The sequence below is a fragment of the Actinomyces bovis genome, assembly GCF_900444995.1.
In the GTDB taxonomy this organism is placed as follows: Bacteria; Actinomycetota; Actinomycetes; order Actinomycetales; family Actinomycetaceae; genus Actinomyces; species Actinomyces bovis.
The window spans coordinates 59222-82072 of record NZ_UAPQ01000008.1; the positions used below are offsets into that span (position 1 = coordinate 59222).

At 62.2% G+C, this 22851-nt stretch carries 22 protein-coding genes; 21 read left to right on the plus strand and 1 reads right to left on the minus strand.

Annotated elements, in window-relative coordinates; translation table 11 throughout:
- Positions 1-2: 2 nt before the first annotated feature.
- The 16 genes from DR039_RS07265 to DR039_RS07330 all read left to right on the plus strand — a co-directional run bounded on the left by DR039_RS07265 (position 3) and on the right by DR039_RS07330 (position 15640).
- Positions 3-764: an HK97 family phage prohead protease gene (locus DR039_RS07265; RefSeq protein ID WP_111836735.1), complete on the plus strand. Its 762-nt coding sequence runs from the start codon at positions 3-5 to the stop codon at positions 762-764.
- A gap of 17 nt (positions 765-781) precedes the next feature.
- Positions 782-2062: a phage major capsid protein gene (locus DR039_RS07270; protein WP_197719056.1), complete on the plus strand. Its 1281-nt coding sequence runs from the start codon at positions 782-784 to the stop codon at positions 2060-2062.
- A gap of 79 nt (positions 2063-2141) precedes the next feature.
- A complete protein-coding gene (locus DR039_RS11305; protein WP_170166871.1) occupies positions 2142-2315 on the plus strand; it encodes a hypothetical protein in 174 nt (57 codons plus the stop codon).
- Between the two features lie 12 nt (positions 2316-2327).
- The gene (locus DR039_RS07275) at positions 2328-2918 is read left to right on the plus strand and encodes a hypothetical protein (RefSeq protein ID WP_111836737.1); all 591 of its coding nucleotides are present in this window, start codon (positions 2328-2330) and stop codon (positions 2916-2918) included.
- 2 nt (positions 2919-2920) lie between these two features.
- Entirely contained in the window at positions 2921-3262 is a 342-nt protein-coding gene (locus DR039_RS07280; RefSeq protein WP_111836738.1) for a hypothetical protein, read from the plus strand.
- A 401-nt stretch (positions 3263-3663) separates the two neighbouring features.
- Positions 3664-3942, plus strand: a complete 279-nt coding sequence (locus DR039_RS11105) for a hypothetical protein (protein WP_126622214.1) — start codon at positions 3664-3666, stop codon at positions 3940-3942.
- An 11-nt stretch (positions 3943-3953) separates the two neighbouring features.
- Entirely contained in the window at positions 3954-4529 is a 576-nt protein-coding gene (locus DR039_RS07290) for a phage tail tube protein (RefSeq protein ID WP_111836740.1), read from the plus strand.
- A 2-nt stretch (positions 4530-4531) separates the two neighbouring features.
- Positions 4532-4888 (plus strand): hypothetical protein, encoded by a 357-nt coding sequence (locus DR039_RS07295; RefSeq protein WP_111836741.1) that lies wholly within the window; start codon positions 4532-4534, stop codon positions 4886-4888.
- Complete coding sequence (locus DR039_RS11110) at positions 4831-5253, plus strand: hypothetical protein (protein WP_126622216.1); 423 nt, start codon at positions 4831-4833, stop codon at positions 5251-5253. Before DR039_RS07295 ends, DR039_RS11110 begins: the two co-directional genes overlap by 58 nt.
- A 10-nt stretch (positions 5254-5263) precedes the next feature.
- Positions 5264-7432 (plus strand): phage tail tape measure protein, encoded by a 2169-nt coding sequence (locus tag DR039_RS07305; RefSeq protein ID WP_111836743.1) that lies wholly within the window; start codon positions 5264-5266, stop codon positions 7430-7432.
- A gap of 17 nt (positions 7433-7449) precedes the next feature.
- Entirely contained in the window at positions 7450-8232 is a 783-nt protein-coding gene (locus tag DR039_RS07310) for a hypothetical protein (protein ID WP_111836744.1), read from the plus strand.
- Complete coding sequence (locus DR039_RS07315) at positions 8232-13646, plus strand: carbohydrate binding domain-containing protein (RefSeq protein WP_111836745.1); 5415 nt, start codon at positions 8232-8234, stop codon at positions 13644-13646. Before DR039_RS07310 ends, DR039_RS07315 begins: the two co-directional genes overlap by 1 nt.
- Positions 13639-13785 carry a hypothetical protein gene (locus tag DR039_RS11310; protein ID WP_170166872.1) on the plus strand — a complete coding sequence of 49 codons (147 nt, stop codon included), beginning with the start codon at positions 13639-13641 and terminating at the stop codon, positions 13783-13785. Before DR039_RS07315 ends, DR039_RS11310 begins: the two co-directional genes overlap by 8 nt.
- A gap of 85 nt (positions 13786-13870) precedes the next feature.
- Entirely contained in the window at positions 13871-14845 is a 975-nt protein-coding gene (locus DR039_RS07320) for a GH25 family lysozyme (RefSeq protein WP_111836746.1), read from the plus strand.
- Positions 14842-15117 (plus strand): hypothetical protein, encoded by a 276-nt coding sequence (locus DR039_RS07325; protein WP_126622218.1) that lies wholly within the window; start codon positions 14842-14844, stop codon positions 15115-15117. Before DR039_RS07320 ends, DR039_RS07325 begins: the two co-directional genes overlap by 4 nt.
- A 4-nt stretch (positions 15118-15121) precedes the next feature.
- Complete coding sequence (locus DR039_RS07330; protein WP_111836079.1) at positions 15122-15640, plus strand: hypothetical protein; 519 nt, start codon at positions 15122-15124, stop codon at positions 15638-15640.
- 434 nt (positions 15641-16074) lie between these two features.
- On the opposite strand, the gene DR039_RS07335 is transcribed toward DR039_RS07330, so the two are convergent.
- Positions 16075-16794, minus strand: a complete 720-nt coding sequence (locus tag DR039_RS07335) for a hypothetical protein (protein WP_126622220.1) — start codon at positions 16792-16794, stop codon at positions 16075-16077.
- A gap of 206 nt (positions 16795-17000) precedes the next feature.
- Here DR039_RS07335 and DR039_RS07340 point away from each other — a divergent pair, with 206 nt between their 5' ends.
- From DR039_RS07340 to ftsX, 5 genes are all read left to right on the plus strand, one after another.
- On the plus strand, positions 17001-18635 hold the full coding sequence (locus tag DR039_RS07340) for a P-loop NTPase family protein (RefSeq protein ID WP_111836747.1): 1635 nt from the start codon (positions 17001-17003) through the stop codon (positions 18633-18635).
- Positions 18635-20074 carry a GTPase gene (locus DR039_RS07345; protein WP_407641279.1) on the plus strand — a complete coding sequence of 480 codons (1440 nt, stop codon included), beginning with the start codon at positions 18635-18637 and terminating at the stop codon, positions 20072-20074. Before DR039_RS07340 ends, DR039_RS07345 begins: the two co-directional genes overlap by 1 nt.
- A 147-nt stretch (positions 20075-20221) precedes the next feature.
- Positions 20222-20848: a single-stranded DNA-binding protein gene (locus DR039_RS07350; protein ID WP_111836749.1), complete on the plus strand. Its 627-nt coding sequence runs from the start codon at positions 20222-20224 to the stop codon at positions 20846-20848.
- A gap of 383 nt (positions 20849-21231) precedes the next feature.
- Entirely contained in the window at positions 21232-21921 is a 690-nt protein-coding gene (ftsE, locus tag DR039_RS07355; RefSeq protein WP_111836750.1) for a cell division ATP-binding protein FtsE, read from the plus strand.
- Positions 21922-21933: 12 nt separating this feature from the next.
- Positions 21934-22851, plus strand: a complete 918-nt coding sequence (gene ftsX / locus DR039_RS07360) for a permease-like cell division protein FtsX (protein ID WP_111836751.1) — start codon at positions 21934-21936, stop codon at positions 22849-22851.

The window sequence follows — 22851 nt, forward strand, 5'->3', positions numbered from 1 at the left end:
CAATGAATTTCAAGACCGCAGAAGTCAAGATCAAAGCAGGTCCTGCTGACGATCTCGAAGATGGCGAATTCGTGGTCTATGCCGCCACTTTTACTCGCGTTCCAGACGCTTATGGTGACGTGATCGCCCCCGGAGCTTTTACCAACACCATCAAGGAATGGAAGCAGTCAGGCAATACCTTGCCGGGCCTGTTTGGTCATCGCACGGACGATCCAGATTATTGGGTCGCCTCAGCCGCAGACATGGGCCAAGACCACCATGGCTGGTGGGTGCGCGGCAAGTTCGACTTGGACTTACCTAAAGGCCGTCAAGTTTACCGGCTCGTCAAAAGCCGCCGTCTGACCCAAATGTCTTTTGCGTTTGACGTACTTGACTCCGCGACCGTGACTCTTGAAGACGGCACCAAAGCAAACGAGCTGCGTGCCCTGAAAGTTTACGAGTTTTCATTCGTGGCAGTTGGCGCCAACCAAGACACCAGCGTCGTGGCCGTCAAGGACGCTGTTAACGCGGTTGCTACAGGCATGAAAGCTGGGCGGGTTCTCGCCCAGAAGCATCTTGATGGGCTACACACTGCTATTGATGCGATCCAGGCAGTGATTGATGCTGCCGAAGTGAATCAGACCAACGACCAGGAGAAGGCCAGCGCTGAACCTGCTGTCAAGCCCGAGGAGCCCGCCGGGGCCAAGGGCCAGGAGCAGCATGTGCCAGCGTCCGCACGCGCCCTGGCAGCCCAGGCCGCTTGCGCGGTCATCACAACCCTCTGAAATGAAAGGAACCCATGATGAACAAGCTCACCCTCCTCAAGGAATCAGCCCTCAAAGCCGCCCAGGATGCTAAGGCGATCGCCCAGAAGGCGATTGACGATAACCGCCAGATGACCGAAGAGGAGACCAGCAGCTACCGCGCCTTCATGGAAAAAGCAGCTGATCTGCTCGACCAGGCCAAGACCGCCAAGAAGGACGCCGATTTGCTCGCCGAGGTGAAGACTTTCACCGAGCAGGTCGGCCTGCCTACTGAAGACGTTGAAATCACCGGCCAGGTCTCTCGATCTTTGCCCAAAGCAGCAAACCTGGGCCTGACCGTCGTCAAGTCCTCGGCCTACCAGGCCCTGCTCAAGGGCTTCGGTGGCCGCATTCCGGACCGCGCACAGGTGCAGACCACCCCGATCCAGGTCAAGAGCCTGTTCACCGGCGCCGCCCGCACGAGTGCAGGGGCCCTCGTCACGCCAGAAGACTCCGGCATCATCGAGCTGCTCGGCCGCCGTCCCCTGACCCTGCGCGATCTTGTGTCCACGCGTTCCACCCACTCCGACGTTGTCGAGTTCGTCCGCCAAACCACCCACACGAACAAGGCGGCAGTCGTTCCCGAGGCAACCACCTCATCCACCACCGCCCCCGTGGATCCGGTCCAGGGCGGGTACAAGCCTGAAGGCGACTGGGCCTTCGAACGGGTCTCGGTGCCCGTTGTGACCATCGCGGAATGGGTTCCTGCCACCAACCGCGCGATCGCGGATGCCAAGCAGCTTGAAGGTCTGATCAACGATGAGCTTGCAGCAGACGTGGCAGAAGCCGAGGAAACCGCCATGCTCAAGGGCGATGGCTCCTCCAACTCCATCACTGGCATCCTCTCAACTTCTGGAGTGCAGTCTCAGTCGTTTGAGACGGATTTGTTCACGACCGTGCGCAAAGCCTTGACCAAGGCCAGGGTCGTGGGACGCGCAGTGCCCAACGGCATCCTGATGGCTCCTGCAGACATTGAGACGGTCGATCTCGCCCGCGAAAACGGAGCGACGGGCAAGTTCCTTGGCGCAGGGCCCTTCTCGATCGGTCCCCGCACCTTGTGGGGCGTGCCGCTTGTGGAATCTGAGGCGATCGACGCAGGCACAGCCCTGATTGGTGACTTCACCAAGGCTGTGCTCTGGGACCGCGAGCAGACCACTGTCACGCTGTCAAACTCGCACGCAGACTTCTTCGTGCGAAACATGGTCGCGGTGCTGGCTGAGGAGCGAGTCGCCTTCGGTGTGACCCGCCCCGCCGCGTTCGTCAAGACCTCACTGGCCTGATCCGGACCTGATCAAAGGGGATCGGAGCGCGTCCAAGTTGGACGCGCCCCGATCCCTCACTCTCACCGGGAGGAACCCTATGACCGCCCTCACCCCCTATGACGTCGTCGTCAACGGGTGCCGCACCACTCTCCTGCTCACCGAAGCTGACGCTGCAGCCTGGGGCCTCACCCCCAGAACCCAACCCAAACCTGAGACTGAATCACGAACCCGCACCAGCCGCAACAAAGCTGCCAACCCCTCCAACAAGTGAGGAGAACAAAGCATGTCCAGCCAGCTACCCGCACTTGCGTCGTCGGCCGCGCTCGCGGCCTACACGCGGGGCGCAATCACGGCGGCTGATCCGCGTGCGACGTCTCTCCTGGATGCCGCATCGGCTGCGGTCCGCCGGTATTGCGGGTGGCATGTCGTTCCAGTCATCACTGAGACTGTGATCCTTGACGGGACGGGGGCTGCTCTTGTTGAGCTGCCATCCATGCGCGTCGAGGAGATCACTGCGCTCACCGAGAAGTGCCCTCACCGTGGTGGCCGCGTGCACGAATGGACCCCTGAGGAACTCGGAGACCTGGAATGGTCTCACCTGGGCACGCTACGCCGACGTGACGGCGTGTGGACCGACCGCTACCAGGGAATACGAGTCACCATGCGTCATGGGTACCAGGAGGCACCAGAACTCACTCAGACTGTCTTGCAAGTGGCAGCGATGGCGCTGTCCTCTCCAACCGGCGTGACGCACGAGCAGGCCGGAGGCGTGTCCATCAATTATGGGACTACCGGCGCCGGTGTCGCTGGTGGCCTGACGCTGTTGGAACGCGACGTCAAAACTCTCGAGCCGTACACACTTAGGAGGCCCTGATTATGGCGCTACCCTCTTGGGCTTGTGACACGGTCACAATCATTCGTCCGACCATCGTCTCCGAGCGAGGCAAAGACCGCCCGGACTATGATGCCCCGGCGAGCACCACAATCGTCGGCGGCTGCTCAGTGCAGCCCGCAGGAACATCGGAGAACCTGTCCGGCAGGCAGTCGGCGGTGGCACGCCTGACCCTATTTTTGCCGCCAGAGGTGCAGGTGGGAGCCCACGATCTGGTGGAGTGGCATGGCGCCCGCTACCACGCCACAGGTGCGTCACAGTCCTGGAAGTCTCCAACGGGCGCTGTTTCTCACAGCGTCGTCACGTTGACTCAGTGGCAGGGGTGAACATGTCCACCAGCGTTCGTTTTGAATTCAGTTCGGAAGGTTTCCAGCAAGTCCTCAACTCTGAGGGGGTCAAGGCCCGTCTCCAACGAATGGGGGAAGCGGTCGCTGCTGAGGCAGGAGACGGTTTCGAAACAAACCTCTACCAGGCGAACTACGGCGGGTCTCCTCGCCCGATGATCGTCGTTCGTGCCGCCACTATGCACGCACGTTTGGCTGAGGCAAGAGACAAAGCGCTGACTCGAGCCTTAAGCGCCGCCTCTAGGGCGTGAACGTCCATGGCAGAGTTGCTTAAGGCGCCAGACGTTGCCGAAGAGATCAGGGCATTTCTGGCTGGTCAGCTCCCTAGGGTTGAGTGCTTTGCAGGTCACAGCCCTACAACGTTTCGAGATCAGTCTGTTGGGGTGACACGCACTGGCGGGACTCGCTCCACTTTGGTGCTGGACATCGCAACCGTGTCGATCGATTGCCGAGACCTTTCCAGCGAGTCTGATGCCGAGGACCTCGCCCGCAGGGTCGAGGCACTTCTGCACCAAGCAGCGATGAGTGGGCGCCTGCACAGTCTTGTCTGCCACGACGTGAGAACCTTAGGAGCGCCATATCCGAACCCTGATCCTGACCACCCCTCCCTTTACCGAGTCTCCGCCTCCTACCAGGTGGCGGTACGGATCACCACCACCTGAGAGGAAAAACAATGCCAGTCAGCACCACCAACATCTTTGTCGGGGCGCCCGACCAGGAGACCACGGGCGCGATTTTGTCCGCTCCCACGACCACAACTGGGCCTAAGACCGCCCGTGATGCTCTTGTGGGCTTCACGGACTCCGGCTACATTTCCAAGGACGGCCTTAAGATGAGCCCCGAGTATTCCACTGCGGACATCGAGGACTGGTCTGGAACGTTAGTTCGCAGGGTTCTGCAATCCTTCAAGGGCACGCTTTCATGGGCGCACCTCGAGACCAACGAGGAATCTTTGCGCAACTGGGCTGGAAACGTGACAGTGAAAGAAGCCAGCAGAACAAATGGCAAGCAGCTAACTGCGGTTCTGGGAGCCAAAGAACAGCCGCGCAAGTCTTGGGCTTTCAAAATCAAAGATGGAGAGCGCCGGGTGCTGATCTATGTGCCGGATGGGCAAGTCACCGAAATCGGAGAGGTGTCGTTCACCAAGCAGGACGCGGTCACGTGGCCGGTCACGCTAGCGGCCTATCCTGACTCAAAGGGAAACAGTATTTACATCTTCACCGACGATGGCGTTGTGACGGGAGGCTGATTATGACTTTCCAGGTTCCCGCCTCCAAGGCATCAATCAAGCAGAACCTTTTCGAGTTCACGCTGCCGCAAGACGACAAGATTTACGCGCTCCCCAAGATGCAGTTCTTGGATGCAGATCTTTCAGCTGACCTGACAGCCCTGACCCCCAGGATCAAAGCCGCTCAGGATGGTGAGGGAATCAGTAGCGATCCTGAGCTGCTCGCAGAGATCGCTTCTTTGCAGAGACAGATGCTCGAGCGTTACGTTCCGGGCATTTATGCGCGCATGAGTGGTGACCAGGTCGCGGCGCTCGTCGAAGCATGGCAGGAGGCTTCCTCTGTCACACTGGGGGAATTCTCTTCGTCTGCCGGGAGCTGAGCAAACACCGGGAGGCGATTGAGTATGACCTGCTCACAATCGGGCTGCATCTAGAGGATCTCGGCACACCTGCCCTGTCCTGGCGGCACCTGCTCGTGCTGTTGATGCGAGCCCCACGCACAAGCGCCTACGCGCGGGAAGTCCACGGGGAGGACGCCTTATGGGGCCTCTCCGAACAACTTCTTGCCGCCGTCCTAGACGCCTTGAACATCGCCAATTGGCAGCGCTCCAACACCGGACGGCAGATTCCGAGCCCGAGACCTGAGCCGGTATCGAGGCCCGGCGCCCGCTCTTCGGACACCAGCCTGGGGGCCAAGCCAATCCCGATCAAGGACTTCAACAGCTGGTGGGAGTCCGCACCCTAGGAGGTGTCCTGTGTCTGAAGCCTCAGTCGCAAAAGCCTATCTGTCCATCATTCCGTCGCTGGCGGGCTCTCAGGGAGCGATCGCCTCCCAGATGACTCAGATGCTCACAGGCGCTGACACAGCCGCAGACAAAGCTGGCGCGTCAGCTGGCCAAACGCTGGGGACATCCCTCCTTGGGAAAGCCAGAGGAGTGCTGGCTCCGGCCGCAGTGACTGCTGCTGTGGCCGGAGTGGGCGCGGGCTTGTACCAGATCGGAGCAAAATTCGACGACCTCGCCGACACGATCCGAGTGGGCACAGGCGCATCGGGTGCGGCGTTGGATGGAATGGTTAACGTTGCCAAGCGCGTCGGCAGCAAGGTTCCTGTGGAGTTCGACAAGGTCGGACCTGTCGTGGCCGACCTGAACACGCGCTTGGGGCTGACCGGTGACACCCTGGAGACTGTCGCCAGCCAGTACTTAGAGGCGGGCAGGATCCTAGGCCAGGACATCGACGTCCAGAAGACGACTGCGGCCTTCTCCGCCTTCGGAATCGAGGGGGACAAGGTCCAGGGGGCCATGGACGGCCTGTTCAGGGTCTCGCAGGCCACAGGTGTGGGCATGAATGAGTTGGCGTCCTCAGCGGCAGCAAGCGCGCCAGCGATGAAGACTCTGGGGTTCTCCTTTGAGGAGACAACGTCTCTCATCGGGTCGCTTGACAAGGCGGGCCTGAACTCCAACCAGACCCTAACGGCGATGTCTAAGGGGCTGGTGACTCTCGCCAAGAAGGGCGAGAATCCACAGCAGGCATTCCGCCGGGTCACCGGGGAGATCAAGGACCTGATCGCAGCCGGTGACACAGCTAAAGCCATTGACCTAGCGTCCGGCATCTTCGGCACCAGAGCAGCCGCCCAATTTGTAGGCGCGGTCGAATCCGGCACACTCGCCCTGGACAACCTGGTCGGTGCCACGGGCGCAACTCAGGACACGATCCTGGGCGTGGGCGCGCAGACAGCTGATTTCGCCGAGAAGTGGAAGCTGGTCAAGAACAACGCCGCCCTGGCCTTGGAACCCCTTGGATCGGCGGTATTCAGCGCCTTGGGTGACGCTCTCGGCGCCATGGTCGAACCGATGCAGAAAGTCTCAACCTGGATGCAGGAGAATCCTGCCGCAACTAAAGCCATCGTCATCGCTCTTGGCGCGCTCGCCGTTGGCCTAGGCGTGGCTGCTGCTGCCCAATGGGTGATGAACTCCGCACTTCTCGCATCCCCGATCACCTGGATAATCGTTGGTATCGCAGCCGTGATCGCCGCCATCGTGCTGCTGGCCACCAAATGGGAATCAGTCACAGCTTGGGTCTCCCAGAAGGGCCAGCAGTTTTTAGCCTGGTGGACGGGACTATGGGAGTCGATCGCTTCGTGGGTCTCCCAGAAGTGGGAAGACATCAAAACCTGGGTGTCCACCAGTTGGCAAGCTGCCATTGACTCGGTGATTGCCATCGGCGTCAGTCTCACTCAGTGGTGGACCAACCTCTGGACGTCTATCGCTGTTTGGCTTCACAACAAGTGGAACGAGATCATCAACTGGGTGACCGGCATTCCCAACCGGATCGTGGCGGCACTCTCGGCTCTTGGAGCCTATCTCTGGTCACTCATGACACAGGCAGGCCAATCCGCCTACAACGGCCTCACCGGCGCCTTTAACTCCGTCGTCAGCTGGGTCACGGGCATCCCCAACCGAATCCTCTCCGCCCTAGGCAACACCGGAACCCTGCTGTGGAATGCAGGCCGCAACATCATCCAGGGCTTCCTCAACGGCCTCACCGGCGCCTTCCAAAAAGTCAAAGGTTTCGTCTCAGGAATCGGCTCCTGGATCGCATCGCATAAAGGTCCTGAAGCATATGACCGCGCCCTCCTCGTGCCTGCCGGACGCTGGATCATGGGCGGCCTCGAGAAGGGCCTGCGCGCGCAGATTCCCTCCCTGCGCCAGACGATGAACGACATCACCTCTGAAATCCAGGTCGGCGCAACGATCAGCGCCTCCAGCACCCTGTCCACGACACACGCCCGCACTGCCGCACAAGCTCCTGCAGATCCTGTCGGCACCTCCGTGACGATCATCCAAAACAACCCCGTCGCCCGTCGGACAAGCTCCCTGCGTGACGACGTGGCCACCGGCATCCGCCTGGCCGCAGCGATCTGACAGGAACAGGAGAGCTCGTGAGCGAGTACACCATCGACGGGCAGGACCTCGACGACCCTCAGGGCCGCTGGCGCCTCACCAATGCAACCAGCCTGCCCACCTGGGGCGCGCCCCGCCTGCCCAACGTGGAGGTTCCCGGACGCATTGGCGTCCTCCCTCTACCACCCACATCCGCCGCTCCGGCCACGCTAGTCCTCGGCCTGCTGGTCCAAGCAGACGACCAAAAGCGCGCCACCCTGGACCAAAACCTCCGAGCGCTCGCGGCTTTGCTTCGGCCTTTCGGGCGACTTTTGCGGGTCACGCATCGGCCTGCGGGCGCTCCGGTGCGAGAGGCCACTGCTCGCTTGTCCGGATCGGTTGAACCCAAGTTTTTTCCTGCAGCTGTAGCTGCGACTGTGAGTGTGTCTCTGGAGCTTCCGGAGGGAGTGTGGAGAGACCCGGTGCCCACCGAGATGGCGGCCGCCGATCTGTCAAAGATCGATGGTGGCGCAATGCCGATCTCCGACGCAGTCATACTGGTGGCCTCTCCAGGCTCCCCGGTCAAGATCACGGATCAAGGTTCAGGGGGCTCCATGACCTGGAGTGGGGTGGTCCCCCCCGGGAAGGCCTTGCTGCTGGAGCCCGCGCTCTACCGCGCCTCCTTTACGGCTGGATCATGGTCAAGGAGTGGAGCTGTTGATGCCTCCTCAGGCTTGTCTCTGTCCGCTGGCGGATTCTCTATCACCCCTGATACCAGTGGGCATCACGCGGTCACCGTCACGGGCGGAACCGCCCAGATCCGTGCGAGGAGGGCCTACTGATGCTTGATCTGCGCGCTGTTGCCTATATGCCTTCGGGAGGCCGCCTCGGCGTGCTCCCAGACGATCTCGATGTGACGCTGACGGTGCCGGTGGCGGACATGCCGACGGTGGCCTTGACTTACCCTGCTGGAACGCAAGGTGTGCGCGGTGAGTTGCTTGACTCTGAGGTGGAGATCGCTATTGAGATCACCCACGACGGCATCACCTGGCTGGAACCCCCCGGTGCGCGTTTCATTTCCCAGAAGGTCGAGGGCAACCTACTGGATGATGGCACAAGTCCACGGATTCTGCATGCAGCACACGTGTCTTCCCAGCTCGCGGAGGCGGTCGTGTGGGATGTGCCACCTGCTGCGCAGGACTCCGACGGGAAGTGGAATTTCTTGTCTGCCAACGCGGGCGTGATTCTGCGGTCTCTGTGGGACGCGGCCACCAAGCGAGGGTGGGGAAAAGGCCTGACGCTTGATTGCACCACTGTGGCGGACTCCGCTGGCAAGAAGTGGGCCAACATCGTCACGCTGGCATTTGACAAGGCTGTCACTCTGGCCACGGTGGTGGATTCTCTGCGTGACCTTGGACTCTGCGACGTCGAGTGGACGGGGCGCACCATGCGGGTGCATAACCCGGATGGAGCATTGGCCCGTCGGCGTGAGAAGGTGCTGTGGCCGCTGGCTGTGGGCACGGCCGCTGCCCCGGAGGCGACAACTTGGACCAGCTTGTGCACGGACGTCCTGGTGAAGGGCGAAGGCGGTCGTGTCTGGCGCATCCACAACGATCAGGCTCCGGCAGGTCTGCGGCGGATCGAGCGTGTTGTGGAGGCCGGGGGCGTTGAGCTAGAGGCCACCGCCCGCCTGGTCGCTCAGGCAACTCTTGCCTCCGGTGCGTCAGCCCAGGTTGAAGCCAAGCGGGAGTGGGTGGCATCAGACGCTCTGCTGCTGCCCTGGAGAGACTACACAGCCGGAGACTGGATCACGGTCCAGCGGTCGGCGGGCCGCGAAGTCATGCGCGTCGCTCAGGTGTCCGTGACGCGCAACGCTGATGGCGTCAGCGGGCACACCACCTTTGGCACGCGGCTAGACGATGTCCTCTCTCACGTCGCCAAAAGGACTAAGGGCGTCACTGGTGGAGCCTCGACCTCAGGCTCCGGAGTTCGTCCTGCCCCGCAAGGTCAGGACAAGCGCACGCCCGCGAAGGTCCTAGGCCTGGTTGTGCGAGCCGAGGCTGTTCCTGTCGCAGATCGCACGGTGCACGGTCTACTGCGCGCCACCTGGCAGCCGGTGAGCACAGCTACGGACGCCTCCGCGATGGAAATCTCCTCCTACGATCTGGCCGTGCGCCGCAACGTCGTCGGCGCCCCCTGGCTGATTGCTGGATCAGCATCCTCAACCAGCTTGGACCTGCGCGAAGGCTCTCCTGGTGAAGCCCTCCAGGTGCAGGTCCGAGCCCGTGGCACCTATGCCACGACCCCGGGTCTGTGGTCGGACCCGTTCACCGTGCAGATTCCTCAGCCTGAGCTTCTGGCGCCTCCCACCGCTGCGCACCTGGCATGTGAGCACGGACTGGTGACGGTGACCTGGGACCGGCACCTGGCAGGGCCTGGAGGTCCCATCATTCCGCCGTCTTGGCTGCGTCATGTCCTCGTGCAGGAGGCTTCCTCGGCTGCCGGACCATGGACAGATCTCGCGGAACTTTCCCTGGACGGCCCTACCACCGTGCTTGATCGCCAGGACGTCATAGGCCAAGAACGCTTTTACCGACTGGTCGCAGTTGACACAGTCGACCGTAAGTCCGATCCGGGGAACACCGCTGGGATCACGGTCCGTTCAAAAGTCAGCGAGGCAGTGGATGCAGCGCAGGCTAAGGCAGACCAGGCAGCTCGAGACGGGGCCACCACGCGCGCGCAGGTGGAGGCCCAGGCGAAAAAGATCGACACAATCGAAGGCACTGTTGAGGGGCTTAGCAGCAAGCTCGCGGCTGCGGAGTCTGCTGCAGCGGAAGCGGACAAGAATGCTAAGGCAGCTGCAGCGTCGGCTAGTAAGGCTGATGCCGCAGCGTCTGCCGCGCAAAAAATTGCTGAGGTGAAAGCCGCCGAAGCGGAACGCGCCGCCAAGGCCTACGCTGACGGTCTTAAAGACTCGACGCTTTCGGAAGCACAAAAAGCAGCTTTGAAGGTTGCTGCTGAGGCTGCCGCTAAGGCCCAGCAGGCCGCCGAAGCGAAGGCTGCGGACGCGCAACGTACTGCTGAAGCCGCAGAGGTTACCGCCGCCACCGCCACGGAGAACGCCACACAGGCCCGGACTCTGGCTGAAGCGTCGAAGAAGATTTCCGAGCAGGCTGACTCTAAAGCTGGTCAGGCTCAGGCCGCGGCCACTGCGGCTTCGGGGGTGGCCTCTGCCGCCCAGTCTAAAGCCGCAGAGGCGACGACGAAGGCGCTCGCGGCTCAGGCTGCGGCGGCCGCTGCTGCTGCCGCGTCCCCTAACCTTGCGGCGGGAACGTGGAATGCGCGGTGGGCTTTCGGTAAGAACGTGACTCGTGTTGATTATGGCACGCTGCGTTTCAAAGGGAGTAACGGTTCACCTGATTTCAGTAACGACAACCGGGCCTACCTGCTGCATGGGAACAATCAGGCTTTGATTGTGCCGGCCGGGCGGGTAATGCGTTTCTCAATGACGGTTTCCAACCCCGGGAACAGTCCCGTGAAAGGTAAGTTTTCAGCGTACACCTACGCTGCGGATGGGAAATGGCTTGGCGCTGCCGCGATGGCGGATGTGGAGGTGCCTCCTGGCGCGGTACGGCATGTTATCAGCGGCACTGTCGTGGTGCCGTGGACGCCCGCTCGGATTGTGGTTCCGAATGTGACATGGGCTGGCACTGCGCCGATTGACATGCACGGTGCCACCTGGTCGGATGTGACAGACATTGCGGCGGCGCAGGATCGTGCTGACCATGCGGCAGCTGAGGCGGTGAAAGCCAAGACTGCGGCTGACACTGCCACGGCGAAGGCGCTCGCGGCTCAATCCGTTGCTGATGCGGCGGCTGCTAAAGCGACCACGGCTGATGGCCGTTATACCGTGGCCGCAGCTAATCCTTCCGCGAAGGATGGTGAGGGGAAACCTTCTGGCGCGGTGTGGGAGGTGCGCGCCGGTACTACGGCGTTGCGGCGTTTCGTGTGGGACGGCCCTGCTTGGAGGCAGGTCAAAATCGGTGTTGATTTCATCGGTGAGAAGGCTGTTAATCGGGCGCAGATCGCTGACGCTGCCGTCGGCACCCTACAAGTGGCGGATGCTTCCATTACCAACGCCAAGGTGGGGTGGCTCACGGCGGAAAAAATCCGGGCTGCCGTCGGTACCCTCGATGCGGGGTTCATTAAGAGTCTGTTTAGTGATTCGGGGTTCATCCGGAATCTGTTTTCGGAGCGTATTAGTGTGTCTGCGGGGTCGCTTTTCCCAGACCCGCTGTTAGAGAACAAGTCAGAGTGGAACTTTGCCGCTGGCGTGGCTTCCTGGAAGACCGACAACGCCGTGTCCGGGAACGTCCTCGTATTGAAAGCAACAGGTAAGCAAATTGGCGGCTATCTTCAACCTCCGGAGCACAGGGATGCTTCGATGATTCTCAAGCCGGGTGCGACCTATCGCCTCTCGTTAATGGTGCGTTTCCCATCGTTTACCGGGTCTAACCCGGCATCTGTTTACCTGCGGCACCATAACTCAACCGGAGGCGTAAATATTATGCGCGTCGCAGACATTTTTGCTGTTCTTGGTGGGGCCCCCACAGCTTGGACGCGACTGGAGACGCAGTTCACGCTGCCAGCCACGGATAAAAACGGCGCCTGCACCCTGGGGCTGTTTGCGGAGGCGACGTTTACGTCCGGGTCTGTGGAGTTCGCGGAAGTCCGCGTCGAGGAGGCAGTCGGCACCACCCTGATCGAGCCTGGCAGTATCACCACGCCGCTGCTCGCGGCTGGTGCGGTCACCGCAAAAACGATCGCGGTCAACGCGATTGAAGGAGGACACATCAAGGGTGATGCCCTGGACGGCAAAGTAATCACTGGAGCGACCATCCAGACCGCCAAAACGGGCGCTCGTGTCGTGATGACCCCACAAGGTTTAACAGCATATTCCAATGCGGGTACCAAAACATTTTGGATTGACTCAGCCACCGGCCAGGTCACCGCGAAGGGTTATTTCTCAATTGAGGATGAATGGTCTGCGACGGCGTTCCGAGACATCGGCACCGCCGATAATGTGGTGGATATTGATCCTGGGAAGTGGGGGCACTCCAATTGGGGTACCGGGCTGGTGTTCTACGCCACCAACGCAAGGTGGGACCGCAAGGCCTTTATCACTGCCCGCCAGCACCCGCAGGGTGAGCCTGCTCTGATACTCGCGGGACCATTGAAAACCGCCGGTCAGGGGCAGCAATCTTATCTGTCGATGATGGGGCCGACGGCGCAGCTCTATGGGGGCTCGTGGGATGCCAACGCCGATCCGATCACCAGACCATCCGTACTGCTATCGCCTGCGGTTGCATCTCTGACGTGTCAAAAGACCTCGCTGAACATCAGCGGCAATTCAATTGGCGCGCTTCTCGGTTACAACTCTTCGCGTGTGTTCGAAGCCACCGGTCAAACGGTCAGACTGATGTGTGGGGACTGGGGTGATAGCACGGGCTTTTTTGCTAATAAAACCAATACGGTGATGACCTGGGCCGCTAACCGTCAGCTCGGCGTCGATGTTCACGGCGTGTGGTTTTTTAAGGGCGAGGGACACAATCCGCTGAGGGTGGCTGAAGAGAGTTGCCAAATGACGACCATGGTGTGGGGGAATTGCGGTTTTTGGGCCAATAAGGCGAATACTGTCATGGGCTATTCCTCTGCCGTAGAGCTGTTCTTGAACGGCTCTGGCATGCATGTCAAGGGAACGAAGAATTTCGTGATGGCTGTGCCTGGGGAAACCGAGCGTCGCGGTGGGCTGCTGCTCAGGCACTCCTCCACAGAATCCCCCTATGACGGAGTCGAATACTGGCAGACCCTCGCGCTCGACTCCCAAGGGCGGGGCATGTGGGTGCTTCCTGCCTATGTCCCCGCGATCGGCGCCCCCAAAGCCCCTTGGATCGCCCTGGCGTCCACACAGGACGGCTCCCCCGTGGCCGCACGGCTCGTGCAGGACCAGTGGGGCCCAGACGCCACCCCCTGGCACGTTGAGCTGCACGGCAGCCCCGGGGTCATGGTCAGCGTCCTGGTGAAGGGCGCCCGCATCCTCGACACCAAGACCGGCTGGGAAGACCGCACCGGCCAGGACCTGTGGGTCATGCCCCCACAGACCCCGGGCGACGCCGAGGCGTCAATGAGCGTCGGCGGCGACGTCTATGGCCCCGCCCCCAACCCCCACACAAAGAAGGAGAACACTCATGAATGACACTGTGGCCGAGCAGGCGGAGCAGATTAACGCCGATTTGGTCATCGAGAGCCTGGCTAGGGAGATCAGCTCACTAGCCACGCGCCTGGCACTGGCCGAAGCCCGTCTGCAGCAAGCTCAGCAGAATCAGCAGTCCTAAACGCTGCTCACCAATATTCCTGGCCCCGGCCCACACAGGTCCGGGGCTTTTCCATGCCTGAACCAACCAGAAGAAGGAGAACAACATGTTGAGGATTGTGGATGTGTCCTCGTGGCAGAAGGGAATCAACCTGTCTGCGCTTGACTGTGACGGAGCGGTAGTGAAAGCCACTCAGGGCACGAGTTATGTCAATCCGGATTGTGTGCGGGCTGTGGAGCAATGCCTTGCAGCTGGGAAAGCCACGGGCGTGTACCACTACATTAGCGGCATTACCTCGCCCGAGGTTGAGGCTGATTTCTTCATCGATCAAATCCAGGGTTGGAGTGGTCGGGTGGTCCTGGCCCTGGATTGGGAGCAACACGAGAATTACGCCTGGGGGAATGCGGACTGGCTGTGGCGCATGGCTCGTCGGACCATTGAGCGCACTGGCATCAAACCAATTATCTACGCCTCAGCCAGTGTGTTCCCCTGGAATACATGCACGGAACTGGACCTAGGCGCGTGGGTGGCGCAGTATGCGGATATGAGTCCTCGAGGCTGGGAGAGCCGCCCATGGCGGAATTTCTCTGGCAAGGCGGTGATGCACCAGTACACTTCCAATGGCCGCATCAATGGGTGGAGTGGCGGATTGGATCTCAATGTTTTCTTCGGCGACCGGAGCGCGTGGAACGCTTACACAGGTGCGACCACCATGCCATCAGCGCCATCAGCGCCAGGAGGAAAGGCTCTGGTGGTGGACGGCTGGTTCGGGCCTGCCACCGTGACCCGATTCCAGGAGGTGCTGGGTACCACCGTCGATGGTGTTATTTCTGGTCAGTCCACGGCGGATCGCGCCCATCTGATCAACATCGGCGAAGCGGCTTGGAATTTCTCTGAAAAGGGCGGCTCTGAGGCGGTCCGTGAGTTGCAGCGGCGCCTGGGTGTGCCCGCGGATGGTTTCCTTGGGGCTCAGACCATCAGGGCCTGGCAGGCCCGCCTGGGCGTGCCCGAGGATGGTTTCCTCGGCCCCCTCACAGTGATGGCGCTGCAGCGCGCCTTGAACGAGGGGCGGCCGCTATGACAGGCAAGCATGTGGCTTTGCAGGGGGATCGGCCCGGGGTTGTCGCTTGGCTGACTCCACAGCGACGCAAGGCCGCCTACGCGCTGGCGGCTGCGATCCTAGCGTTCGGCGCAGCCATAGGGTGGCTGACGCAGGAGCAGGTGACTGTGTGGCTGAGGGTGCTCGAGCAGCTTGCGGGTATCGTCGCGCTACTGGTGGCAGTGGTGCACACCGGCGGCGTTTATGAGGGCCCGGTCGCCGGAGCTCTAGCGTCTGAGGACACGGAGGCCTGAGACGATGCGCCGCTGGTCCTGGCCCCGCACAGCCAGATGGGCCTGGGGCACCCTCGTCCCCCCACGCATCCTCTCACTCCTGGCCGCATCGGCGTATGCCTGCCTCGCCATTGGTATGACGGCCGCGATCATCGCCCCGACAGTAGTCAGCGAGCCCTCCTCAAAGATCGGCGCGGGTGTCGCCACTTTCGGCGCCCTAGCTGCTGCACCATCCGCCTGGCGCGGCTGGTGGGGAGTAGAAGCCCCCGCGGCCGCCATCGTCACCGTGGGCCTGTCAGCGCTCGCGGCTTCTGGGCTGCTTCATGGTGATGATTGGCCGTCATGGGGGATCTGGCTCATCCTCGGCGTGGTGCTGGGGTTGCTTCAGCGGGTGATCCGGATCTGGGGGATTCGCTGGCAGCCTGGTCAGGAGCCGGAGACGTCTTTGCGTGCCACGGAGCGGCGCTTGCAGGTGGTGCGGGCGATCAGCGCCGATGTGCTGGCGGCTCAGGCTGAGGGGGTGACCAGAGGTGGTGCGGGTTGATCTGATAGTGTCGGTCATCGTGGCCGCGTTCGGCTCCCCGTTTGTGGTCGCGCTTTTTCAGGCGGTCCGATCGTCGTGGCGGGAGCGCCGAGACGTTGAGACGACAGCTCAGAAGTACAGGCGCTTGGCGGCAGCTTGGGAGGCGACTTGCTGGGAGACCAGGCTCCTGGCGAGCCGTCACGGTGTGCCTCAGTCTGATTTTCCTCTTGGCCCAGGGGAAGGCCCTCAGGGACCTGCTGTGACTCTGCCTGCTCCGGGGCCGCCTGCCCCTGGAGATGGAGGACCCCCGCAGGGCGCGTCACCGCAGCTGCGGTGAGAGGCGGCGGGGGGACTATTGACATCAAGCGTACCCCTGGACACAAGTGAGGCCCCACCCGCAAAGGGTGGGGCCTCACTTGTGTCCAGTCCCGGTCTATCCAGGCGTTGATGGTGGTCTAGGGGCGGCGGCCCAGGTAGCGGTATACGGTGGGGCGGGTGACCCGCCCCTGTTCAGCGATGGTTGTTAATGGCGTGCCCAGTAGGTCAGAGGCGATCATCGCTCCCTGGTTGACGAGCTTTGCATCTTCGCAGGCGTCAACAGCGTCGGCGTAAGCGCGTCCGGCCTGTTTTGGGGTGCGTGTCCCTAGAATGACGCCGACCGCACCATCTAAGGCCAGCTCGCGCGCCTCTTGGCTGTCCGCCGCCAAGATCGCGTCGATCTTGGCGCCAGCGCGCACGATAAGGTCGAGCTGCTTGTCGGTGGCCTCAATGTCGTGTTCATCTAAATAATCTTCGCCCCAGGTCCAGTCCCCATCGAGGCTGGCTATGTCCTCCAACTTGTACTGCTCGATGGCTTCCAAAATGGCGACATCCGGGTACCGAGTTGGGCACTTCTTGCCGGCGAACATGGGCTCCGGCCAATCCTGGCGTGGAACATACTGTTCCACCGCCGGCCACTCCTCTGTGGAGTCCGTTGAAACGGACTCGCCATCCGGCGGGGTTACCAGGAAGCTGGGGGAGATACCCCCGAAGCCGTCTGGGTCGATAAAAAACTCGATGAGCGCACCATCAGGCGCTTCGGCCTCCAACAAGCACTTACAGTCCGAGTCCCGTCGCCAGTTGTGGCTGGGCTTCCTCCAGGTCGTGACACGTCCCGGCGAGGCGACTGATGTCATATTGCTGCACCTATTGCTGCACTCAAATGCTCTATGAGGAGCGTATTGCCTGCAATTTGAGTAGTTATAACTATCTTGCTTCCTCTTGAACATCGGCCTTCTAATCCGCAGGTTCCCGGTTCGAGTCCGGGTGGGGGCACCATCTGGTACCGGGGGTTGACCCTCTTGGTACCCGATCTTGGCCTCCGGCCATTTATGGTTGGCGTATGTTCCCGACCGGCTCCGAGCGCCCGACCGCAGACGCACCTATCCCAAGTGAAGGTGCAGCCAGCGGCACGCTCAGCCGTGGCCGTTTAGTGGCAGTCCTGACGGACCTGCTGGGGGACCTTGAACGCCTCGACCTGGGTCTCAACGCGCCGGGCGTGGAGGACGCCCGACGTCTGCGTGTGCGCTTACAGGGGGAGGTTCATGACCATGTGCTGCCCCGCTTGAAAGATGCTGATGCCCCCGCCATCGTGGTGGTTGGCGGCTCCACGGGCGCAGGCAAATCCACTCTGGTCAGCTCCGTCCTGCACGCTGAGGTATCCCCCATGGGCGTGCTGCGCCCCACGACGCGCACCCCAGTTCTGGTGGCTAACCCTGAGGACGCCAGTTCTATCTCCGCTCACCCGGTGGCCCAAGTCTGTCTGACCGTGCTGTCCAAGGAGATCCCCGCCGGCCTGGCGGTGGTGGACGCCTCCGACCTGGACTCTGTGCACGAGGCCAACCGGGACCTGGCCGCACGCCTCTTGGAAGCCGCAGACCTGTGGCTCTTTGTGACCACCGCGGCTCGCTACGGGGACCAAACCCCCTGGGCGACCTTGGAAGATGCCGTCTCCCGGGGCACGGCCATCGCCGTTGTGCTCAACCGCGTCAACGCGAAGGTGCTGGGGGAGGTGCGCCGCGACCTGATAGAGCGCCTATCCGCTCTGGGGCTGGAAGACGCGCCCTTCTTTGTGGTGGATGACGCCGGGCCGCTCAAAGGGATGCTGTCCGCCCAGGCCGTTCAGGAAGTCCATGACTGGCTCTGGCTGCTCGCGGGTCGCCACCGGGCCGCCAGCCTGCTGCGCCGTACCGGCAAGAGCCTATGGACCAGCCTCTGCAGTGACCTCACGCAGCTGGCCGACGACGTCGACGCTCAGGCCCGGGCCGCCGACACGCTGGAGGAAGGACGCGCGGCACTGCTCGGTGCGCCAATCTCCGACCTGACCGGCGAGGTTCAGGCGGGTTCTTGCGGGCAGGGAGCTCCGACCACTCGTTGGCTCACGCTGGCATCCTCGGGTGGCGCCCTAGCCGGTCTGGCAACTTTGGCTCCGGGCAGACGGCTCTCTGCGGGCCTATTTGGACGCCGCACTCGTCAGCGCAGCGAGGCCCTGGAACTCTTGGCTAAGGATGCGCTGGATGCGGTCCATTCTCGGCTTGAGGCCACGCTCGTCTCCTTGTCAGCTGACCTACGGGCGCTGTGGGGCGCGGCCGGTGCTAAGCCGCCTGCTGTGTTGGCGGATGCCTCACGCAAGGCCACTTCCGTGCTGGAGACCTGGCGCGTGGGCTTGCTTAAAGACTGTGGAGTGCGTGAGATTCCGCACGGGCTGACAGAACAGAGCCTGTCTGATCTGTTGGTGGCTGCGGCAGTGGGGGTTACCGGTGCGGTAAATGTGTTCCGCTGCATGGGCCTGAAGGTGGCGGCGGATACTGCGCGGGATAAATTGGCGAATGCCCTTGAGCATGCGGTACGTGGCTTGGTTCCTGCCGGGACCGCCCGCAACCTGGCCCCGGATCCGGGACTGGCTGCGGCACTGCGCTTGCGGGCCGCTGAATTGCGGCCACTGACGCGGGCCGGAGAGTTCGGAGGACTTGAATGATGGTCAGCAAGCCCTTGGATGCGGCTCACCTGGAGGCGCGCCTGGAGCGGATGCACGCGGCCTTGGACCTGTGCCCAGGTGAGGTGCCAGCTTCCCTGGCCATCCCGGCCCGCTCAGCTCTGGACGACGTCTCGGACCGTTTAGCCCTGGGTGTGGATCACACTGTGGCGGCCTTCTTCGGGGGCACTGGCTCTGGCAAATCCTCACTGTTCAACGCAATCACCCAGTTGGAGTTTGCCGACGTCGGGGCGCGCCGCCCCACCACTTCCCAGGCAGCCGCCTGCTCTTGGGGTGACGACGCCGGCGCACTGCTGGACTTCCTGGGCGTCTCTCCCGAGCGGCGAATCCGCCGGGAGTCCCTGCTTGACGCCTCCGACCAGGAGGAACTGGCTGGCCTAGTGCTGCTGGACGTACCGGACTATGACTCCGTAACCCAGGACCATGCCCTGCAAGTAGACCGGCTGGTACCGCTGGCCGATGTCCTGGTGTGGGTGGTTGACCCGCAGAAGTATGCCGATGCGGCGCTACACGAGGGGTACCTGCGTGGCCTGGGGGCCCGCCAAGAAGACATGCTGGTGCTCATTAACCAGGTGGATACCCTCCCTGAGGGAGGCCAGCAAGCGCTGGTCGACGACGTGCGCAAGCTTCTGGACGCTGACGGGCTCGCCCGCGTCCAGGTGCTGCCGGTGTCCGCTGTACGCGGGGACAACCTGGCAGCTTTCCGCAAGATCCTGTGTGAACGCGTGGCACGCGAGTCAAATGCCGCACGCACCGTCTGCGCGGAGATGGACGCGATCTCCCGCCGTCTGGTCAGCTGCATGGCCAAGGAGCCGGTCGATCTGGAGCCGGGCTTAGAGCAGCCGGTGGTGGAGGCCTTGCTGCGGGCCTCCGGGGCGCATGTGGTGGCCGACTCAGTGCGAGCTGCGCTGGCTTGGCCTTTAGGGAAGGCACTGGCCCGGCCGGAGCCTCCCGCTCGCGCCGCTGTCGCCGCCGCTCAGACCACTTGGCTACGCCGGGCAACCGCCGGGTTGCCGCAAATCTGGCTGCGTTCAATTGAGGATGCTGTGATTTCTCCCGATCAGTTGGCGGCGCAGACGGCGGAGGCAGTCGGGGCGGTGCCGTTGCCACTGCGGAACACGCCGCTGCTGCAACTGGGCTGGTGGGGCGGCCTGCTGTTGACCTTGCTGGGAATTGTCATGACGGTGCTGGGGGTGGTGCAGCAGCAACCACTGTGGGTTGGCTTGCTGCTGGCAGTTCTGGGTTTGTTGGCAATGACGCTGACGCAAAGGGCCCGCTCTAAGCGGGCGCGATTTGAGTCCGAGCGCTATCTGACCCAGGCACGGCACTTGGTGGAATCCGTGGTTGAGCGGGGGCTGTCTACACCGGCTGGACGGGTGTTGGCCCGGCACCGTATTTTGCAGCAGGCTTTCGGTCTCTGAGCTGGAGTTCCTGCGCTCCACAGGCGGGCGCCATGCAGTGATGGCGGCCTGCTAGGTGTGCTAACGGTGAGGCGGGGGGCAGTGGTGGTGAACCCTGGTGGTGGTCGGCCACCACCGTTGCCTAGGTCGGCCAGAAGGAGCACCAATATGAGCCGCCAAATCGACCTGACCCTCCAGGGCATTGTGGGAACTAGCCCGGTCCTGAGCCGCACCACCGGCAATCCCTTCTGCCGCTTTCGCGTGGCGGTGACGCCAAGTCACCGCGAGGGCGCAACTTGGATTGATGAGCCAACCATCTGGTTCACCGCTAAGGCCTGGGGCGCCTTGGCTGAGAACCTGAGCTTTTCTCTGGCCAAGGGTGACCCGGTGCTCATGACCGGGCGCTTCTCTCAGGAAACCTGGAATGGTGACCGTGGAGCTGGGTTCAGCAACGTCATCAACCTGAGCAGTGCTGGCCACGATCTGTCACGCGGAGAGAGTCGCTTTGGGCGGCTCGTGCGCAGTAGCCGCACGGAACCGGGGGAGGGGGAAACAACCGCCCAGGGCCACGAGCAGGCTACATCTGAGCAGCTGACCGACACCGGGCAGCCAGCCGACCGCGAGCGGGCAGAAGCGCAGCTACAGACTGAGCCTGGGGAACCAGTCAGCGTGCCCTTGGTAGGGGAGTGCCTAGAGTCAGTTAACCGTCTTGATGCAGATTCTCAGGTTTCCAGCGAGCTCCCAGACTCAAGCTGGGAGCTGCCTGTAGATGAACTCGAGGGGGCGCTTGCCTGAGCTGCTGCGCGCGGCCCGCAATCCCTGGGAATCTGAGGGCGGGCCGCGTTGTGGAAGTTATCCCATCGTGGCCCCGTGGTTGCGTAATTGCTAGCAGTTCGTTAGGAATTGCATGAAAGCTCGGCTTTTCTGTGGGGTGGTCACCTATTGTCGTGCCAGTCATTGCGTAGGAGTCTGCCGCTCGTCAGGGGGTCTCGGGCTGAGGTTAGGTCGTTTCTGGCACGTAACAATCGTGAGCAACTTGTGACATGTAGTGACTCAGAGTGTCACTGGAATGCATCCAGAAAGAGCGTGTCTTAAACGATTTCACACAGCTTGGCTGCGTACCGTGGCGTAGGTCTGAGAAATATCCGTGTGGATCCGTCACCGGGAGCGAGTAGCAAATGATCCGATTCGACCACGTATCCAAGGTCTACAAACGAGGAGCCCGCCCGGCCCTCGACGATGTAAGCCTTGAGATCGAGCGCGGGGAGTTTGTGTTCCTCGTCGGGGCGTCCGGATCTGGCAAGTCCACCTTCCTGAACCTAGTGCTACGCACAGAGCGCCCCACCTCCGGCACCGTGCACGTCCTAGGCCGGGACCTAGCCCAGGTCTCCTCCTGGCGGGTGCCCCAGCTGCGGCGAGAGATGGGCTTCGTCTTCCAGAACTTCGAGCTGTTGGAGAACAAGACCGTCGAGGAGAACGTGGCTCTGGTGCCAGAAGTGATCGGCAAATCCCGCCACTTCATCAACACGGCAGTGCCTGAGGCCCTGGACCTTGTGGGCTTAGGCGGCAAGGAACGGCGCTTCCCGCACGAGCTCTCCGGTGGTGAGCAGCAGCGCGTCGGCATTGCCCGCGCCATGGTCAACCGCCCCAAGATCCTCATGGCTGATGAGCCCACCGGCAACTTGGACCCCTCCACCTCCGTGGGCATCATGCGCGTGTTAGATCGGATCAACCGGCAAGGCACCACAGTCGTCATGGCCACCCACGACGTCGACATTGTTGACCAGATGCGCAAGCGCGTCATCGAGCTGAAAGCAGGAGAGGTTGTGCGCGACCAGCAGCACGGCGTCTTCGGCTCGAACCTCTGAGGAAGGAAGCAGATGCGCCTGCGTCGAATGATCACCGAGGCCAGCAAAGGCCTGGCCCGCAACCTGTCGATGACTGTCTCCGTCATCCTCGTGGCATTCGTATCCCTCCTGTTCGTGGGGTCCTCAGCCTTGCTGCAGCAGCAGATCGGCGTCATGAAGGGCGAGTGGTACGACAAGGTTGAGGTGTCGGTATTCATGTGCCCGAGCCGCTCCGGCAACCCCCGCTGCGCGCAGGGCGAGGCCACCCAGGAGCAGCTCGACGCCACCGAGTCACTCCTAAAATCAGATGCCCTCAAGCCCTATGTGGCCTCATACCAGATCGAGTCCAAGGCCGAGGCCTACAAGAACTTCATGAAGGCATACGGCGATCACAAGATCGGCCGCAATGCCACGGAAGACATGATGCCAATGTCCTTCCGCATCAAGTTGGTGGATGTTGAGAAATACCAGGCGGTAGCGGAGCAGTTCTCTGGCCGTGAGGGAGTGGATCGTGTAGTAGATATGCGCGAGACCCTAGAGCCACTGGTACTGGTCATCAATCGCGCCTCTTGGATCACCGCCGGACTAGCTGGGCTCATGGCAGTTGCTGCGGTGCTACTGATCTCCACCACCATCCGCCTGTCGGCCTTGAGCCGCTCCAAAGAGGTGCGGATCATGCGCATGGTTGGCGCCTCGAACCTCTTCGTGCAGATGCCCTTCGTGCTCGAGGGTGTTATCGCCGCACTGGTTGGTGCAGTCGGCGCGATTGGCGCCCTGTGGCTTGGCGTGCACTACATCGTGGACCGCTGGTTGGCGGACTCGATCTCCTTCACCACCGCCTTTATTTCCGCGGCCGACGTCGTCAGGTTGGCTCCCTGGCTGCTGATCGCAGCAATCGTCCTAGCCACCTTCTCTTCGGTGATGTCCTTGTCCAAGTACACGAAGGTGTGA